Genomic DNA, 13,512 nt, shown 5'->3' with positions numbered 1-13,512 from the left:
TCGCACATCCAGCAGTTTTCGGTAGATTTCGCAGAAGTCGTAGAGAGAAGGACCGCCGTCATGACCATCGCTCAGAAGCTCAGCTTCGACGTGCAGCTATCCGACCACGCTCGCACCGCGGCCGAGCGCGAGCAGGTACTGGCGAACCCTGGTTTCGGGCAGACCTTCACCGATCACATGATCTCCATCGACTACACCGACGGCCGGGGCTGGCACGACGCCAGGCTCATGCCGTACGGCCCGCTCTCTCTCGACCCCGCCACCTCGGTCTTCCACTACGCCCAGGAGCTTTTCGAGGGCCTCAAGGCCTATCGCCAGCTCGCCGGCTCGATCGTGATGTTCCGCCCGTACTCGAACGCCACCCGCTTCAACCGCTCGGCCGCCCGCATGGCCATGCCGGAGCTGCCCGAGGAGACGTTCGTGGAGTCGCTGGAGCTGCTCGTCGAGACCGACAAGGAGTGGGTGCCCACCACCGAGGGGCACAGCCTCTACCTGCGCCCCTTCATGATCGCCACGCAGGCGGGGCTCGGCGTCAACTATCCGTCGAAGACGTACAAGTACATGGTCATCGCCTCGCCTGCGGCCTCGTACTTCACCGGTGGCATCAAGCCCGTGTCGGTCTGGCTGTCCACCGAGTACACCCGGGCCGCCCCCGGCGGCACCGGCTTCGCCAAGTGCGGCGGCAACTACGCCGCGGCGTTCGTCGCGCAGCGGCAGGCGGTCGAGCACGGCTGCGACCAGGTGGTGTGGCTGGACGCCCACGAGCACCGGTACGTCGAGGAGATGGGGGGCATGAACCTGTTCTTCGTCCTCGGCGGCAAGCTCATCACCCCCGCGCTGACCGGCACCCTGCTGCCCGGTATCACCAGGGACTCCATCCTGTCGCTGGCCGGCGACCTCGGCCTGGAGACCGAGGAGCGGCTGATCTCGGTCGAGGAGTGGCAGAACGGCTGCGCGTCGGGCGAGCTGACCGAGGTGTTCGCCTGCGGCACGGCGGCCGTGGTGACGCCGGTGGGCTCGGTGAAGGGTGCCGACCGCTCCTGGACCATCGCCGACGGCACCCCCGGCCCGGTGACGATGCGGGTGCGCGAGGAGCTGGTCGGCATCCAGTACGGCGCCCGCCCCGACTCCCACAACTGGATCCACAAGGTCGTCTAGGCGTACAGCAGTTTCCCGGTGTCGAGGGCGAACTCCCACGGGGCGGGCAGCACGAGCGGCTCGCCCGCGCCCACGGCCGTCTCCCTGCCGTATCGCTCGCCCGGCTCGCTGAACAGCGTCGCCGACTCCTGGAAGGGGTCGATCACCAGGTAGAGCGGCACCCCGGCGGGCGCGTAGCCGGTCGGTTTGACGAAATAGTCGTCGTAGGTGCTGCTGGTGGAGACCACGTCCACCAGCAGCACCGTCGAATCGCCGTGGACGGCGTGGTCCTCCGCCATGCGCGGGGACGGCGGCACCACGGCGAGGTCGGGCACGTATCGGTCGGCCTGTTCCCCCAGGTGGACGGTGATGTTCGGCCAGATCTCCCAGCCCCGCGCGGCCGCCGGGCCTACGATCTGGAACAGCAGCCGGGACAGGACCGTGTTGTGCTGCCAGGTGCCGGATTCGTGGACGACGATGCGGTTCCCGGTCGTCTCCACCCGATAGTCCGGAAGCAGATCGCGGACCGTGCGGAAGCGCTCTTCGAGCGGCCTGACCATGCCACCGTCCTCACGTAGTCGGCAGGTGGCTCAGCGTATTGTCCGGCGGGGGCGTGAATCCAGGGAGTGCGGCCGCCTTTCTGATCACGGGCCCGCGGCGGCCGCGTCTTCCTGAATACAGCGGGCCCGCGGCGGCCACCTCTTCCTGATCACAGCGGGCGCGGCGGCTACTTTTTCCTGATCAGCGTCATCCCGTCGGCGACGGGCAGCATGAGGACGCTCACCCGCGGGTCCTCGATCACCAGGTCGTTGAACTGGCGGATCTCCACCGTCGTGACCTCCTCATGCGCCGGATCGGCCACCCACCCCCGGCGCAGGGTGTTGTCCGCGATCAGCAGTCCGCCGGGCCGCATGCGCTCGATCAGCAGCTCGTAGTAACCGGGATAGTTGCCCTTGTCGGCATCCAGGAAGGCCAGGTCGATGGTCTGGTCGAACGCGGAGAGCGTCTCCAGCGCCGGCCCGAGCGTGAGCGTCACCCGGTCCGCCACACCCGCCTCCGACCAGTAGCGGCGGGCGATCGAGGTCCATTCCTCGCTCACGTCGAAGCAGTGCAGCCGGCCCCCGGTGAGCCCGCGGGCGATGCACACCGACGAGTAGCCGGTGAACGTCCCCACCTCCACGGCCACCTCGGGTGCCACCAGCTGAGTGATCATGGTGAGGAAAACACCCTGGTCGGGGGAGATCTGCATGCCCGCGCTGTCGCCCGCGATCCGGACGGTCTCCTTCGCCAGCTCCTCCAGCAGGGGGTCGGGCTCGGTGGAGTGGTCGTAGACGTACTGAGCGACGGCAGGGTTGAGGAGGTATGCCTTCATGTGGCCATTGTTTCCGCTTCCGGTAGGGTCTGCGCGATCAATAAGGCGGAAGTGGGCGAATAATGAAGCGGTTGGTAGCGGTCGCGGTCGCGTGCGTGGCGATCGCCGTCATCGGGGTGCTGGCGTTCTGGGAGCCGCCGGGCGCGTCGTCCGACGGGGTACGGCTGACCAGACAGGTCGACGGCTCCATGGTGCTGGCCGACAAGGCCGGCGACGCTCCCGTGCTGGACGTGTACGAGGACTTCGACTGCCCGATCTGCAAGGACATGCACGCCAAGGTCGACGCCACGATCCAGCGGCTGGCGCGCGAGGGCAAGGTCAAGGTCGTCTTCCATCCCGTGACGATCTTCCAGGACGAGCCCATGCGCTCCAACTCCATCCGCGCCGCCGCGGCCGCGCGTTGCGTCCCCGAGGCGAACTGGCTGGCATTCAGGGACGAGCTGTACGCCATCCAGCCCGCCCCGCACGGCACCGCCTCCGGGTTCACCGTCGAGGAGCTGGTCAAGGCGGCCAGGAAGGCGGGCGCGGCCGTGGACGAGTGTGTGACGTCACAGTCGTACGCGCGGGCTCATCTGGAGCAGACCGCGAAAGTGCCGCTCGAGGGCACGCCGACGGTGCTGCTGGACGGGCGGATGCTGGGCAACGAGGCGTTCGATCCCGCCGCGCTCGAACGCGTCATCACGGGCGGCGACGGCGTCGAGGTGTGACCGCGACGTTCGTGGCGTGATCACGACGTTCGTGGCGGTGACCATGACGTTCGTGGCGGTGACCACGGCGTTCGTGTGTGACCACAACGTGAGACCGGTGTGCCGGACAGTGGATACGTATGGCAGACTGGGCGGCATCATGTTCTACGGTCTGCTCATTATCGGCAGGCGCGCTGGCTGACACAGGGACACCGCCAGCGCGCAGACCTCTCACGTCCGTGAGGGGTCTTTTTGCATTCCGGAGATCTTTCACAGAGAAGAGAGGCTCATGGCCGACGACCGCTTCCACGTATACGACACGACCCTGCGTGACGGCGCGCAGCAGGAGGGGCTCAACCTGACCGTCGCCGACAAGCTCGCCGTCGCGCGTCACTTGGATGGCCTGGGCGTCGGTTTCATCGAAGGGGGCTGGCCGGGCGCCAATCCCAAGGACACCGAGTTCTTCAGGCGCGCTCAAACAGAGCTCGACCTGAAAAACGCGCAACTAGCCGCGTTCGGCGCGACCCGCCGGGCCGGTGTGAAGGCCGCCGACGACCCCCTGGTGGCCGCATTGCGCGAATCCGGCGCGCCGGTCGTGACCCTTGTCGCCAAGAGTCACGACCGGCACGTGGAGCTGGCCCTTCGCACGACCCTTCAGGAGAACCTCGCGATGATCCGCGACACGGTCTCCCACCTTCGTGCGGAGGGGCAGCGAGTCTTCCTCGACGCCGAGCACTTCTTCGACGGTTACAAGTCCAATCCAGCCTATGCTCTTGAGGTCCTCAGGACCGCCGCCGAGGCCGGGGCCGACGTCATCGCCCTGTGCGACACCAACGGCGGCATGCTCCCCGACGAGCTGGCCGACATCGTGCACGAGGCCGTCCAGGCCGGCCCCCGCGTCGGCATCCACTGCCACGACGACACCGGCTGCGCCGTCGCGAACACGCTGGCCGCCGTCAAGGCGGGCGCGACGCACGTGCAGGGCTGCGCCAACGGCTACGGTGAGCGCTCGGGCAACGCCAACCTCTTCACCGTCGTCGCGAACCTCCAGCTCAAGCGGGGCTTCGACCTCGTGCCGCCGGGCGCGCTGGCCGACATGACCCGCATCGCGCACGCGATCACCGAGGTCACCAACGTCACCCCCAACTCTCACGCCCCCTACGTCGGCATGTCCGCCTTCGCCCACAAGGCCGGCCTGCACGCCAGCGCCATCAAGGTGGACCCCAACCTCTACCAGCACATCGACCCGGCCGCCGTCGGCAACGACATGCGCATGCTGGTCTCCGACATGGCCGGGCGCGCCTCCGTCGAGCTCAAGGGCCGCGAGCTGGGTTACGAGCTCACGCCCGAGCACACCAAGACCCTCGTCGAGCGGGTCAAGGACCTGGAGTCCAGGGGGTTCACGTTCGAGGCCGCGGACGCGTCCTTCGAGCTGCTGCTGCGCGACACCGTCCACGGGGAGCGCAAGCGCCACTTCGAGGTCGAGTCGTGGCGGGTGATCGTCGAGCGTACGAAGGGCGGCGAGCTGGTCAGCGAGGCCACGGTCAAGCTGCACGCCAAGGGCGAGCGCATCGTGGCCACCGGCGAGGGCAACGGCCCCGTCAACGCCCTCGACAGGGCGGTCCGGCTGGCCCTGGAGAAGCTCTACCCCGAGCTGGCCAGGCTGGAGCTGATCGACTTCAAGGTGCGCATACTCGAGGGCACCCACGGCTCCGGCGCCATCACCCGCGTGCTCATCACCTCCAGCGACGACACCTCCGAGTGGGCCACGGTCGGCGTCGCCGAGAACATCATCGACGCCTCGTGGCAGGCGCTGGAGCAGGCGGTGACGTACGGGCTGCTGCGCGCGGGGCGCGACTGCTGAGACTGCTGAAAGACGCGCCCCCGCGCCTGGGCCGGCACGGGGGCGGTCAGGGCCGGGTCTAGAAGAGGTCGGAGGGGAACGACACGCCCTCGACGGTGACCTTCCCTCCAGCGCACGACACCTTCGGCGAGTCCGTGCCCGGCACGATCACGGTCAGCAGCGACTTCGCCGCGGGCGAGACGACCACGTTGGCCGGCTGCTTCGACAGGTACGTCGGCGACACCCAGCCCAGCTTGCCGCCGCGCTCCACCTTCTGCCCGCCGGCCCGGTCGCACGAGGGCGTCAGCTGCACCAGCGTGACCTTGAACTTGCCGTCGGCCAGCACGACCTTGCCGCCGCCGGTGGAGACCACCTTGAGCGACGGGGCGAAGCGCCACAGGTTCCTGACCTTCTTGCCGCCCGACGCCTTGTCCAGCACCGCCATCAGGTCCTCGCCGTGGTTCACCAGCACGGACCTGGTCCGGCTCACGCCGTACGCCTGGTCGGTCAGCCGGAACGACTGGCGGTCGGCGCCGTACTTCGTCTCCGTGAGCCTGGAGGAGGTGCGCGGCCTGAACCGGGCGCCGACCACGACGGGGACGTTGTGCGCCTCGGGCGACATCGTCCAGTAGCGGTAGGAGCTCTTCTCGTAGGAGTGGAAGCCGCCGTCGACCAGGATGTCGCGGCCCTGCGCGTAGTACGTCACACTCAGGTGGTCCTCGTGGCCGTGGAACTTCATGCCGGGTCCGAACCTGATCGAGTAGTACGCCGATTCCGGCTTGCCCCAGGCTGTCCTGCCGAACACGTAGCCCGCCCGGTACGCCTTGACCTCATTCTTCGGCGTGCCCGTCTCCATCTTCGGCTCGGTCTCGGCACTGCCGTCCCCGAGGGGCACCATGTAGCCGTTCGGCATGGTCGCGTGGGCGATGAAGTCCTTCAGCGCCTCCGCCCGGTCGGCGATCGCGCCGGGGACCTTGCGGCCGCAGGACTTCATGTTGGTCATCGCGACCTGGAGCCGGCCGTACACGTAGACGGCGTATCGCGGCGCCTGCTCCATCAGCGCGCCCTGCGCGTCCACGTCGAGCTTCACCGTGCCGGTCAGCCGGCTGGAGGCCAGGTTCGCCCAGTCCTTGCGGCCGTACCTGCAGCCGATGCCCATGAGGGCGATGTCCTGGTCGATGCCGTGGTTGTGGCCCTTCTTGTAGAGCCTCGGGTTCGCCAGCAGCTTGGCGTGGGCGGCCAGGCTCTCCTTGAGCCAGGCGTCCTTGACGTGCATGCTCAGGCACAGCAGCGGCTGGGTACGCAGCGAGACCGGATGGTCCTTCCACACGTACGGCTGGGTGCCGCGGGCGCCGTACTTGTTGTTCGCCACCCAGTCCTTGGTGATCTCGGTGGCACGATCCAGGTAGCTGCGCTCGCCGCTGTTCTCGTACGCGACCACCAGCGTGCCCATCCAGCGCAGCGACTGGAAGACGTACTCCCACGAGCGGTTCTTGTACGGGCTCGCGGACCAGTTGATCTTCTTGCCCAGCTTGTAGGCGGGCAGTCCGACCAGCGAGAGCTCACCCCGCATGACGTCCTCGGCCGTCGGCGTGCCGGGCAGCCAGTCGCCCTGGCACTCCGCGGTGCGCGTCACCTTGTCGGCCTGCGCGGGGCTCACGAACCCGCCGAGTGCGAGCGTGAGGGCAAGAGGTATCGCAAACCGGCGCACGCCAGTTCCTTTCGGGACAAAAGATGAAGGCGGATCATGCTGTCCGAATCACGATCGCCTGGTCAAGTTGGATGCCCGATTCGTTAGACGCCCGATGCGGCACCGCACCCTGACTGGCGGATGCGTACAGGCCGCGACATGCTGGTGTCCGTGACATTCGACGATCTCGTGATCCCTGACACGCCCGCCTGCCGCGGCGCGCTCGAAGTGGCCACCCGCTACCACTCGCCGTCGCTGCTCAACCACTCGATCCGGGCCTACCTGTGGGCCGCCGCGTACGCGCGGGGCAACGGCATCGCGTTCGACGCCGAGCTGCTCTATGTGGCGGCCATGCTGCACGACCTCGGGCTCGTCGCCGAGTTCGACAGTCACACGGTGCCGTTCGAGGAGGCCGGCGGGCACGTGGCCTGGGCCTTCTGCGCAGGGGCCGGCTGGTCGCCCGAGCGCAGGACGCGCGCGGCAGAGGTGATCATCCGGCACATGTGGGAGGAGGTCCCCGTGGCCGAGGATCCGGAAGGGCACCTGCTGGAGCTCTCGACCGGAATGGACATCTCCGGCCGCCGGACCGACGAGATCCCCACCGACGTGCGGCGGGAGGTTCTGGAGCGCCACCCCCGGCTGGAGATCGCCAAGGAGTTCAGTGCGTGCATCTCGGAGCAGGGCGCGCGCAAGCCGTCGAGCTTCGCCGGCCGCTTCGTGCGCGGCGGCATCGTCGACCGCATCGCAGGCAACCCCCTGGACGCCTGAGCCGGGACCCAGGTCCCGGCTGCCGGGGGCACTATGGCATGGGCGCGCGCTCCCGGCCTACGCCTTCGGGCCCGCGCTCTCCGCGACCTCGAACGACCACACCTCCGAGCCCGTCGCCGCGGGCCCCTGCCCGTGGCCGTGCCCCTGAGCGCCCTGCGCCTGGGCGGCCTGGGCGTGCCCGCGCTGGAACGCCTGGCTCTGCTGCCACTTCTGGAAGTCCTCCTCGCTGCGCCAGCGCGTGTAGACGAGGTAGCGCTCCGTGCCGTCCACCGGCCTGAGCAGCTCGAACCACTCGAAGCCGTCGGCCGACTCCACCATCCCGGCCCGGCTGGAGAAGCGGCGTTCGAGCTCCGCACGCATGTCGGCAGGCACGGTCAGCACGTTGATCTTCACGACGGACAACGGGAACCCCTCTCGTCAGCGCCTCACATGTGAGGGCTCCAGGCTAACGCGCACGATCGCCGGTGCCCGATCGCGGCCCAGCGCCGCGCCCAGGTGACTCACCGAAGTGGGGATGGGCAGAGCCCCGCAGCGGCGGCGATAGCCTTGTCGAGTGCGTATAGCGAGGTTCTCCACAGGCGAAGGCGTGTCGTTCGGCGTGGTCGAAGGCGGTCCGGGGGAGGAGTTCATCTCCACGATCTCCGGCCACCCGTTCGGTCAGGTGCAGTTCACCGGCGAGCGGTTCCCGCTTTCCCAAGTGAAGCTGCTGGCCCCGATGCTGCCCAGCAAGGTGATCGCCATCGGGAGAAACTACGCCGAGCACGCGCGCGAGATGGGCAACGAGGTGCCCGAGGAGCCGCTCATCTTCATGAAGCCGTCCACCTCGGTGATCGGCCACGGCGAGACCATCGCTTATCCCACGTCGCTGTCCGACCGCGTCGACTACGAGGGCGAGCTGGCCGTGGTGATCGGCAGGCTCTGCCGCGAGGTGCCGGTCGAGCGGGCCGAGGACGTCATCTTCGGCTACGCGTGCGCCAACGACGTCACCGCCCGCGACCTGCAGAAGAAGGACGTGCAGTTCACCCGGGCCAAGGGGTTCGACACGTTCTGCCCGCTCGGGCCGTGGATCCAGACCGACCTGGACGCGAGCGACCTCGCGCTGACGACCACGGTCAACGGCGAGGTGCGCCAGAGCGGCCGCACCAGCCAGCTCATCAACGACATCCCCGCGCTGGTGGCCTACGTCAGCGCGGTCATGACGCTGATCCCCGGCGACGTCATCCTGACCGGCACCCCGGCAGGCGTCGGCCCGCTGCAGATCGGCGACGAGGTCAGCGTCGGCATCGAAGGCATCGGCACACTCACGAACAAGGTGGTCTCCCGTGACTGATCTACGGGTGCGCTTCGCCCCGTCCCCAACCGGCATGTTCCACGTCGGCGGCGCTCGCACGGCGCTGTTCAACTGGGCGCTGGCCGAGCAGTCCGGCGGCCGCTTCGTGCTGCGCATCGAGGACACCGACGCGTCGAGAAACCGCCCCGAGTGGACCGAGGGCATCATCTCCGCGCTCGACTGGATCGGCATCAACGGCACCAACCCGGTGTTCGAGGGCCCCTACTTCCAGTCGGCCTACGAGCCGCAGCATCGCGAGGCGGTGGCCAAGCTGCTCGCCGACGGCCGGGCCTACTACTGCGACTGCACTCGCGAGGCTCTCGTGGCCCGCACCGGCTCCGAGCACAAGGGCTACGACGGCCACTGCCGCGACCGGGGGCTGACCGAGGGCGCGGTCCGCTTCCGCACCCCCGACGACGGCGTCATCGTGGTGGCGGACCTGGTCCGCGGCAACGTGGAGTTCCCCAACGAGGCGCAGGAGGACTTCGTCATCGCCCGCACCGACGGCTCGCCGCTCTACGTGCTGGCCAACGCGGTCGACGACATCACGCAGGGCATCACGCACGTGGTCCGCGGCGAGGAGCACCTCGGCAACGCGGCCAAGCAGATGCTGCTGTGGCCCGCGCTGGGCGCGACGCCGCCGGTCTGGGCGCACCTGCCGGTGATCGTCAACGAGCAGCGCAAGAAGCTGTCCAAGCGCCGCGACAAGGTGGCGCTGGAGGACTACCGCGCGGAGGGCTACCTGGCCGAGGCCATGGTCAACTACCTCATGCTGCTCGGCTGGGGACCCGGCGAGGACCGCGAGATCATGCCGTGGTCGGACATGGTGCCGCTGTTCCGGCTGGAGGACGTCAACTCCGCCGGCGCGTTCTTCGACGAGAAGAAGCTGCGTGCGTTCAACGGCGAATACATCCGGGCGCTGCCGCTGGAGACGTTCGAGGAGCGCTGCGCGCCCTACCTCGACCCCTCCTGGGACAGCGAGCGGTTCAGCAAGGTCGCGGCGCTGGCCCAGACCCGCATCGCGGTGCTGTCGGAGATCAGGCAGAACGTCGACTTCCTCTTCCTGGAGGAGCCGGTGTTCGACCAGGCGTCCTGGGACAAGGCCATGAAGAACTCCCCGGTGGAGATCCTCTCGGGCTACCTGGCGCGGCTGGAGTCGGTGAGCTGGGACACCGAGTCGCTCAAGGAGGCTCTTGAGGAGGTCGGCGCGGCCCACGGGCTCAAGCTGGGCAAGGCCCAGGCGCCGGTCCGCGTCGCGATCACCGGCCGGACGGTGGGCCTGCCGCTGTTCGAGTCGATCGAGGTGCTCGGCCGCGAGCGTGCCCAGGACCGCATCCGCGCCGCGCTCGCCCGCTTCAATTCAGGAACATAAGCTTCCGCAAGCGGGCTTCCACCGTCGAGCAGGTCACGGGGCGCCCACCGCGCACGTTCGCGCAGTGGGCCGCCCAGCACGCCGAGGCGTTCCGGTGACTAGTCGAGCCCGCGGCGGATGAGCAGCGGCTGGATGCTCGGCTCGCGCCCGCGGAAGTTGCGGAAGGCGGTCAGCGGGTCGAGGCTCCCGCCGCGGGAGAGCAGCTCACGGCGGAAGTGGTCGCCGTTCGCCCTGGTCAGCCCGCCGTTCTCGGTGAACCACTCGACGCTCTCGGCGTCCAGCACCTCGCTCCAGATGTAGGAGTAGTAGCCGGCGCTGTAGCCGCCGGCGAAGATGTGCGCGAAATAGTTGGTCCGGTAGCGCGGCCTGACCTCCGGCACGGCGATCCCCGCGGCCTCCAGAGCCGCGGCCTCGAACGCCTCGGCGTCGCTCACGCTCTCGCCTGGGGCGAGCTTGTGCCAGGCCCAGTCGAGCAGCGTGGCGGCCAGATATTCGACGGTCTTGAAGCCCTGGTTGAACTTCTCGGCCGCCTTCAGCTTCGCCACCAGCTCATCCGGCATCGGCTCGCCCGTCTCGTGGTGCTTGGCGTAGTTGGCCAGCACCTCCGGCCAGGTTCCCCACATCTCGTTGACCTGCGAGGGGTATTCCACGAAGTCGCGCGGCACGCTGGTGCCCGACACGCGCGGGAAGCGTACCTGCGAGAACAGTCCGTGCAGCGCGTGCCCGAACTCGTGGAAGGCGGTGTTGACCTCGTCGTACGTCAGCAGCGTCGGCCCCGAGGCGGGCTTGGTGACGTTGAGGTTGTTCATCACCACCGGCAGCTGACCGAACAGGAACGACTGGTCGACGAGGTTGTTCATCCACGCCCCGCCGCGCTTGGTCGCCCTGGCGTACGGGTCGAGCAGGAACAGCCCCAGCCTGCTCCCGTCCTCGTTGAACACCTCGAACACCGTCACGTCCGGGTGATATCCGCCCAGGTCGGACCGCTCGGTGAAGGTGATGCCGTAGAGCTTGGTGGCGGCGAAGAAGATGCCGTCCCGGTAGACGCGGTCGAGCTCGAAGTACGGCCGCATCGCGGCGGCGTCGAAGTCGTAGCGGGCCTGGCGCACCTTCTCCGAGTAGTACGGCCAGTCCCACGGCTCGATGTCGAACCCGGCCTGCGCCGCCAGCTCCTCGGCCTCCTTCTTGGCGTTGCGCACGGCTGGGGCGACGAGCTGGCCGAGCATCTCCTCGACCGCCTCGACGGTCTTGGCCGTCTGGTCGGCCACCGTGTAGGCGGCGTGGCTGGGGAACCCGAGCAGCGCCGCCCGCTCGGCCCGCAGCGTCGCCATCCTGGCGGCCACCGCGAAGTTGCCCGGCGCCCGCCCGACGCTCAGCTCGTAGAGCCTGCGGCGTACGTCCCGGTTCGTGAGCTGGGCCAGGCCGGGCTGGGCGGTGAAGTTGAGCAGCGGCAGGACGTAGGTGCCGTCGTCCTTGCGCAGCGACTCGATCTTGGCCTCGTCGAAGCCGTCGAGCTCCTTGGGGTCCGTCACCACCAGGGCGGCCTCCGTTGAGGCCTTGAGCAGGCTCTGCGCGAACTCCGTCGAGAGCTTCGACAGCTCCTCGTTGAGCCCGCGCAGCCGCTCCTGCTCGGGCTCCGACAGGTCGGCGCCGGCCCTGACGAAGTCCTCGCGGTACTTCTCCAGCAGCCAGGCCTCCTCCGGGTCGTCCGTGGTCACCTGCTTGATCCGCGCCCACAGCGCCCGATTGAGCCGGATCGCGTCGCTGTGCTTGGTCAGCTCCGGAGAGATCTGCTTCTCGATCTCCATGATGCCGTCGCTGGTGTCGGACGCGGCGACGCTGAAGAAGACCGTGGCCGTGCGGTCGAGGATCCGCCCGGACCGTTCGAGCGCGGCGATCGTGTTGTCGAAGGCGGGCGGCTCCGTGCTGCCGGCGATCGCGTCGACCTCGGCCAGCTGCTCGGCCATCCCGCGCTGGAACGCGGGCAGGTAGTGCTCCTCGCGGATGTCCGCGAAGGGCGGCAGCTCGTGTGGCAGATTGCTAGGGGCGAAGAACGGATTCTCGGCCAACGCTCGGGCTCCTCCACGTGGTGTTTTGTCCCCCTCAGCTTGGCACGCCGCAGCCGGTGCTGCGGGACGCGGAGAGCCGGTCGGCGAATCGTTTTGGTCTTACCCGCCTAGCTGGGCTATTCTTTCGGAGGTCGCCAAGCGAAGCCCCTAGGGGTTCGCAGCGGTGGGGTATGGTGTAATTGGCAGCACGACTGATTCTGGTTCAGTTAGTCTAGGTTCGAGTCCTGGTACCCCAGCATCTGACGGATGTCTCATAGCGAGACATCCGTTTTTCATTTCGCCAGCCGATCCAGGATCTCGGTGATCTGCCGGTACGCCTTGGGCGTAGGCGCATGCGACGTCTCCACGGTGAAGATCTTGAACCTGTTGCCCGGCGTCGCCGCGTCCGCCTCCTTGATCATGCGATCCTGCAGCGCGAGCGGGATCACCCGGTCCCGCGAGTGCCTGATGTACACCCGCGGCACCCGCCCCCAGGCGCCCTTGCGGCCCCGCGCGTCGGCGCCGGACACCTGCAGGCTCTCATCCGGCAGCAACGTGTTGAGCATCGCCAGCAGCTCTCCGTCGGTCCCTTCCGCCATGTACGCCGCCTTCGCCGCGTCCAGGAACTTCCTGTCGTTCGTACGCCAGTTGACGCGGACGGCCTTGAGCACCCGGGGGTCGCCGACGATGCCCGGCACGATGCTCGTCGCCAGGCTCGTCCTGCCCTCCGGAGTCTCCAGGTATTCGGCCGGCGAACGCAGCTTCGTGCAGCAGTAGGCCGCGTCGTAGACGAGCCGGTCGATCAGATCCGGCACCTCGTCGGCCACCTTCGTGATCGTCGAGCCGCCCAGGCTGCCGCCCACCAGGACGACCGGGCCGTACCGGGAGACCCGGCGCACGGTCTCCACCGTGGCCTCCACGTAGTCGTCCAGCGTCACTCCGGCCACCGGGGAGGGGATCGTGGCCAGCTTCGCCAGGTCCTGCGGCGCCTGGTAGGCGAGGTGGAACTGCTCCTCCGGGCCGTGCCCGGGCAGGTTCACGCCCACGGCGCGGTGGCCGCGCAGCGTCAGCTCCGCGTCGGCGGTGGCCACGCCGTTCGAGCCGGTCACGAACACGAACGTGGTCACCTCCTTGCGCTCGGCGGCCATTGGGCCGGCCAACGCGCCCGCGCCCGCGACGGCGGCGAGCTGGAACATCGATCTGCGTGTCGTATCGCTCATACGGCGATGTTCGCCGAGGCCGGCCCGGGGCCACATCGCCCGTGCG

13 protein-coding genes and 1 tRNA gene are annotated in these 13,512 nt (G+C 68.6%); 8 read left to right on the top strand and 6 right to left on the bottom strand.

What is annotated here, in order from left to right; genetic code table 11:
* Positions 1 to 60 precede the first annotated feature (60 nt).
* A complete protein-coding gene (locus ACTMTI_RS12970) occupies positions 61 to 1,158 on the top strand; it encodes a branched-chain amino acid aminotransferase (RefSeq protein ID WP_441120524.1) in 1,098 nt (365 codons plus the stop codon).
* Here ACTMTI_RS12970 and ACTMTI_RS12965 read toward each other — a convergent pair.
* Together ACTMTI_RS12965 and ACTMTI_RS12960 are read right to left on the bottom strand one after the other, a co-directional pair.
* The gene (locus ACTMTI_RS12965; protein ID WP_441120523.1) at positions 1,155 to 1,697 is read right to left on the bottom strand and encodes a Uma2 family endonuclease; all 543 of its coding nucleotides are present in this window, start codon (positions 1,695 to 1,697) and stop codon (positions 1,155 to 1,157) included. The genes ACTMTI_RS12970 and ACTMTI_RS12965 overlap by 4 nt on opposite strands.
* 167 nt (positions 1,698 to 1,864) lie before the next feature.
* Positions 1,865 to 2,509, bottom strand: coding sequence for an O-methyltransferase (locus ACTMTI_RS12960; RefSeq protein WP_441120522.1), 645 nt, complete (start codon positions 2,507 to 2,509; stop codon positions 1,865 to 1,867).
* A 62-nt stretch (positions 2,510 to 2,571) separates the two neighbouring features.
* Between ACTMTI_RS12960 and ACTMTI_RS12955 the strand changes: the two genes are divergently transcribed.
* The 3 genes from ACTMTI_RS12955 to cimA all read left to right on the top strand — a co-directional run bounded on the left by ACTMTI_RS12955 (position 2,572) and on the right by cimA (position 5,059).
* Complete coding sequence (locus ACTMTI_RS12955; protein WP_441120521.1) at positions 2,572 to 3,216, top strand: DsbA family protein; 645 nt, start codon at positions 2,572 to 2,574, stop codon at positions 3,214 to 3,216.
* Between the two features lie 16 nt (positions 3,217 to 3,232).
* The gene (locus ACTMTI_RS12950) at positions 3,233 to 3,397 is read left to right on the top strand and encodes a hypothetical protein (protein ID WP_441120520.1); all 165 of its coding nucleotides are present in this window, start codon (positions 3,233 to 3,235) and stop codon (positions 3,395 to 3,397) included.
* Between the two features lie 87 nt (positions 3,398 to 3,484).
* Entirely contained in the window at positions 3,485 to 5,059 is a 1,575-nt protein-coding gene (gene cimA / locus ACTMTI_RS12945; RefSeq protein ID WP_441120519.1) for a citramalate synthase, read from the top strand.
* A gap of 58 nt (positions 5,060 to 5,117) precedes the next feature.
* Here the strand turns inward: cimA and ACTMTI_RS12940 are convergent, their stop codons facing one another.
* Positions 5,118 to 6,749, bottom strand: a complete 1,632-nt coding sequence (locus ACTMTI_RS12940; RefSeq protein ID WP_441120518.1) for a heparinase II/III family protein — start codon at positions 6,747 to 6,749, stop codon at positions 5,118 to 5,120.
* 150 nt (positions 6,750 to 6,899) lie between these two features.
* Here ACTMTI_RS12940 and ACTMTI_RS12935 point away from each other — a divergent pair, with 150 nt between their 5' ends.
* Positions 6,900 to 7,496, top strand: coding sequence for an HD domain-containing protein (locus ACTMTI_RS12935; RefSeq protein ID WP_441120517.1), 597 nt, complete (start codon positions 6,900 to 6,902; stop codon positions 7,494 to 7,496).
* Between the two features lie 57 nt (positions 7,497 to 7,553).
* Here the strand turns inward: ACTMTI_RS12935 and ACTMTI_RS12930 are convergent, their stop codons facing one another.
* Positions 7,554 to 7,898 carry an antibiotic biosynthesis monooxygenase family protein gene (locus tag ACTMTI_RS12930; RefSeq protein ID WP_441120516.1) on the bottom strand — a complete coding sequence of 115 codons (345 nt, stop codon included), beginning with the start codon at positions 7,896 to 7,898 and terminating at the stop codon, positions 7,554 to 7,556.
* A gap of 151 nt (positions 7,899 to 8,049) precedes the next feature.
* On the opposite strand from ACTMTI_RS12930, the gene ACTMTI_RS12925 reads away from it, so the two are divergent.
* Both ACTMTI_RS12925 and gltX read left to right on the top strand, forming a co-directional pair.
* A complete protein-coding gene (locus ACTMTI_RS12925; protein ID WP_441120515.1) occupies positions 8,050 to 8,826 on the top strand; it encodes a fumarylacetoacetate hydrolase family protein in 777 nt (258 codons plus the stop codon).
* A gap of 34 nt (positions 8,827 to 8,860) precedes the next feature.
* Positions 8,861 to 10,198: a glutamate--tRNA ligase gene (gene gltX, locus ACTMTI_RS12920; protein WP_441120736.1), complete on the top strand. Its 1,338-nt coding sequence runs from the start codon at positions 8,861 to 8,863 to the stop codon at positions 10,196 to 10,198.
* A gap of 98 nt (positions 10,199 to 10,296) precedes the next feature.
* On the opposite strand, the gene ACTMTI_RS12915 is transcribed toward gltX, so the two are convergent.
* On the bottom strand, positions 10,297 to 12,267 hold the full coding sequence (locus ACTMTI_RS12915; protein WP_441120514.1) for a M3 family metallopeptidase: 1,971 nt from the start codon (positions 12,265 to 12,267) through the stop codon (positions 10,297 to 10,299).
* A gap of 164 nt (positions 12,268 to 12,431) precedes the next feature.
* On the opposite strand from ACTMTI_RS12915, the gene ACTMTI_RS12910 reads away from it, so the two are divergent.
* Positions 12,432 to 12,503 (top strand) — tRNA-Gln (locus ACTMTI_RS12910).
* A 36-nt stretch (positions 12,504 to 12,539) separates the two neighbouring features.
* Here the strand turns inward: ACTMTI_RS12910 and ACTMTI_RS12905 are convergent.
* Entirely contained in the window at positions 12,540 to 13,466 is a 927-nt protein-coding gene (locus ACTMTI_RS12905) for an alpha/beta fold hydrolase (protein ID WP_441120513.1), read from the bottom strand.
* Positions 13,467 to 13,512: the final 46 nt, after the last annotated feature.

This window comes from Nonomuraea sp. H19 (genome assembly GCF_052068215.1).
GTDB lineage: Bacteria > Actinomycetota > Actinomycetes > Streptosporangiales > Streptosporangiaceae > Nonomuraea.
The sequence above is the reverse complement of the archived record's forward strand: the minus strand, read 5'-3'. Positions and strand labels throughout refer to the sequence as shown.

Bases quoted from the DNA above. Each gene is read 5' to 3' on its own strand.
- ACTMTI_RS12970 (WP_441120524.1), top strand. From the start codon at position 61: ATGACCATCGCTCAGAAGCTCAGCTTCGACGTGCAGCTATCCGACCAC.
- ACTMTI_RS12965 (WP_441120523.1), bottom strand. From the start codon at position 1,697: ATGGTCAGGCCGCTCGAAGAGCGCTTCCGCACGGTCCGCGATCTGCTT.
- ACTMTI_RS12960 (WP_441120522.1), bottom strand. From the start codon at position 2,509: ATGAAGGCATACCTCCTCAACCCTGCCGTCGCTCAGTACGTCTACGAC.
- ACTMTI_RS12955 (WP_441120521.1), top strand. From the start codon at position 2,572: ATGAAGCGGTTGGTAGCGGTCGCGGTCGCGTGCGTGGCGATCGCCGTC.
- cimA (WP_441120519.1), top strand. From the start codon at position 3,485: ATGGCCGACGACCGCTTCCACGTATACGACACGACCCTGCGTGACGGC.
- gltX (WP_441120736.1), top strand. From the start codon at position 8,861: ATGTTCCACGTCGGCGGCGCTCGCACGGCGCTGTTCAACTGGGCGCTG.
- ACTMTI_RS12905 (WP_441120513.1), bottom strand. From the start codon at position 13,466: ATGAGCGATACGACACGCAGATCGATGTTCCAGCTCGCCGCCGTCGCG.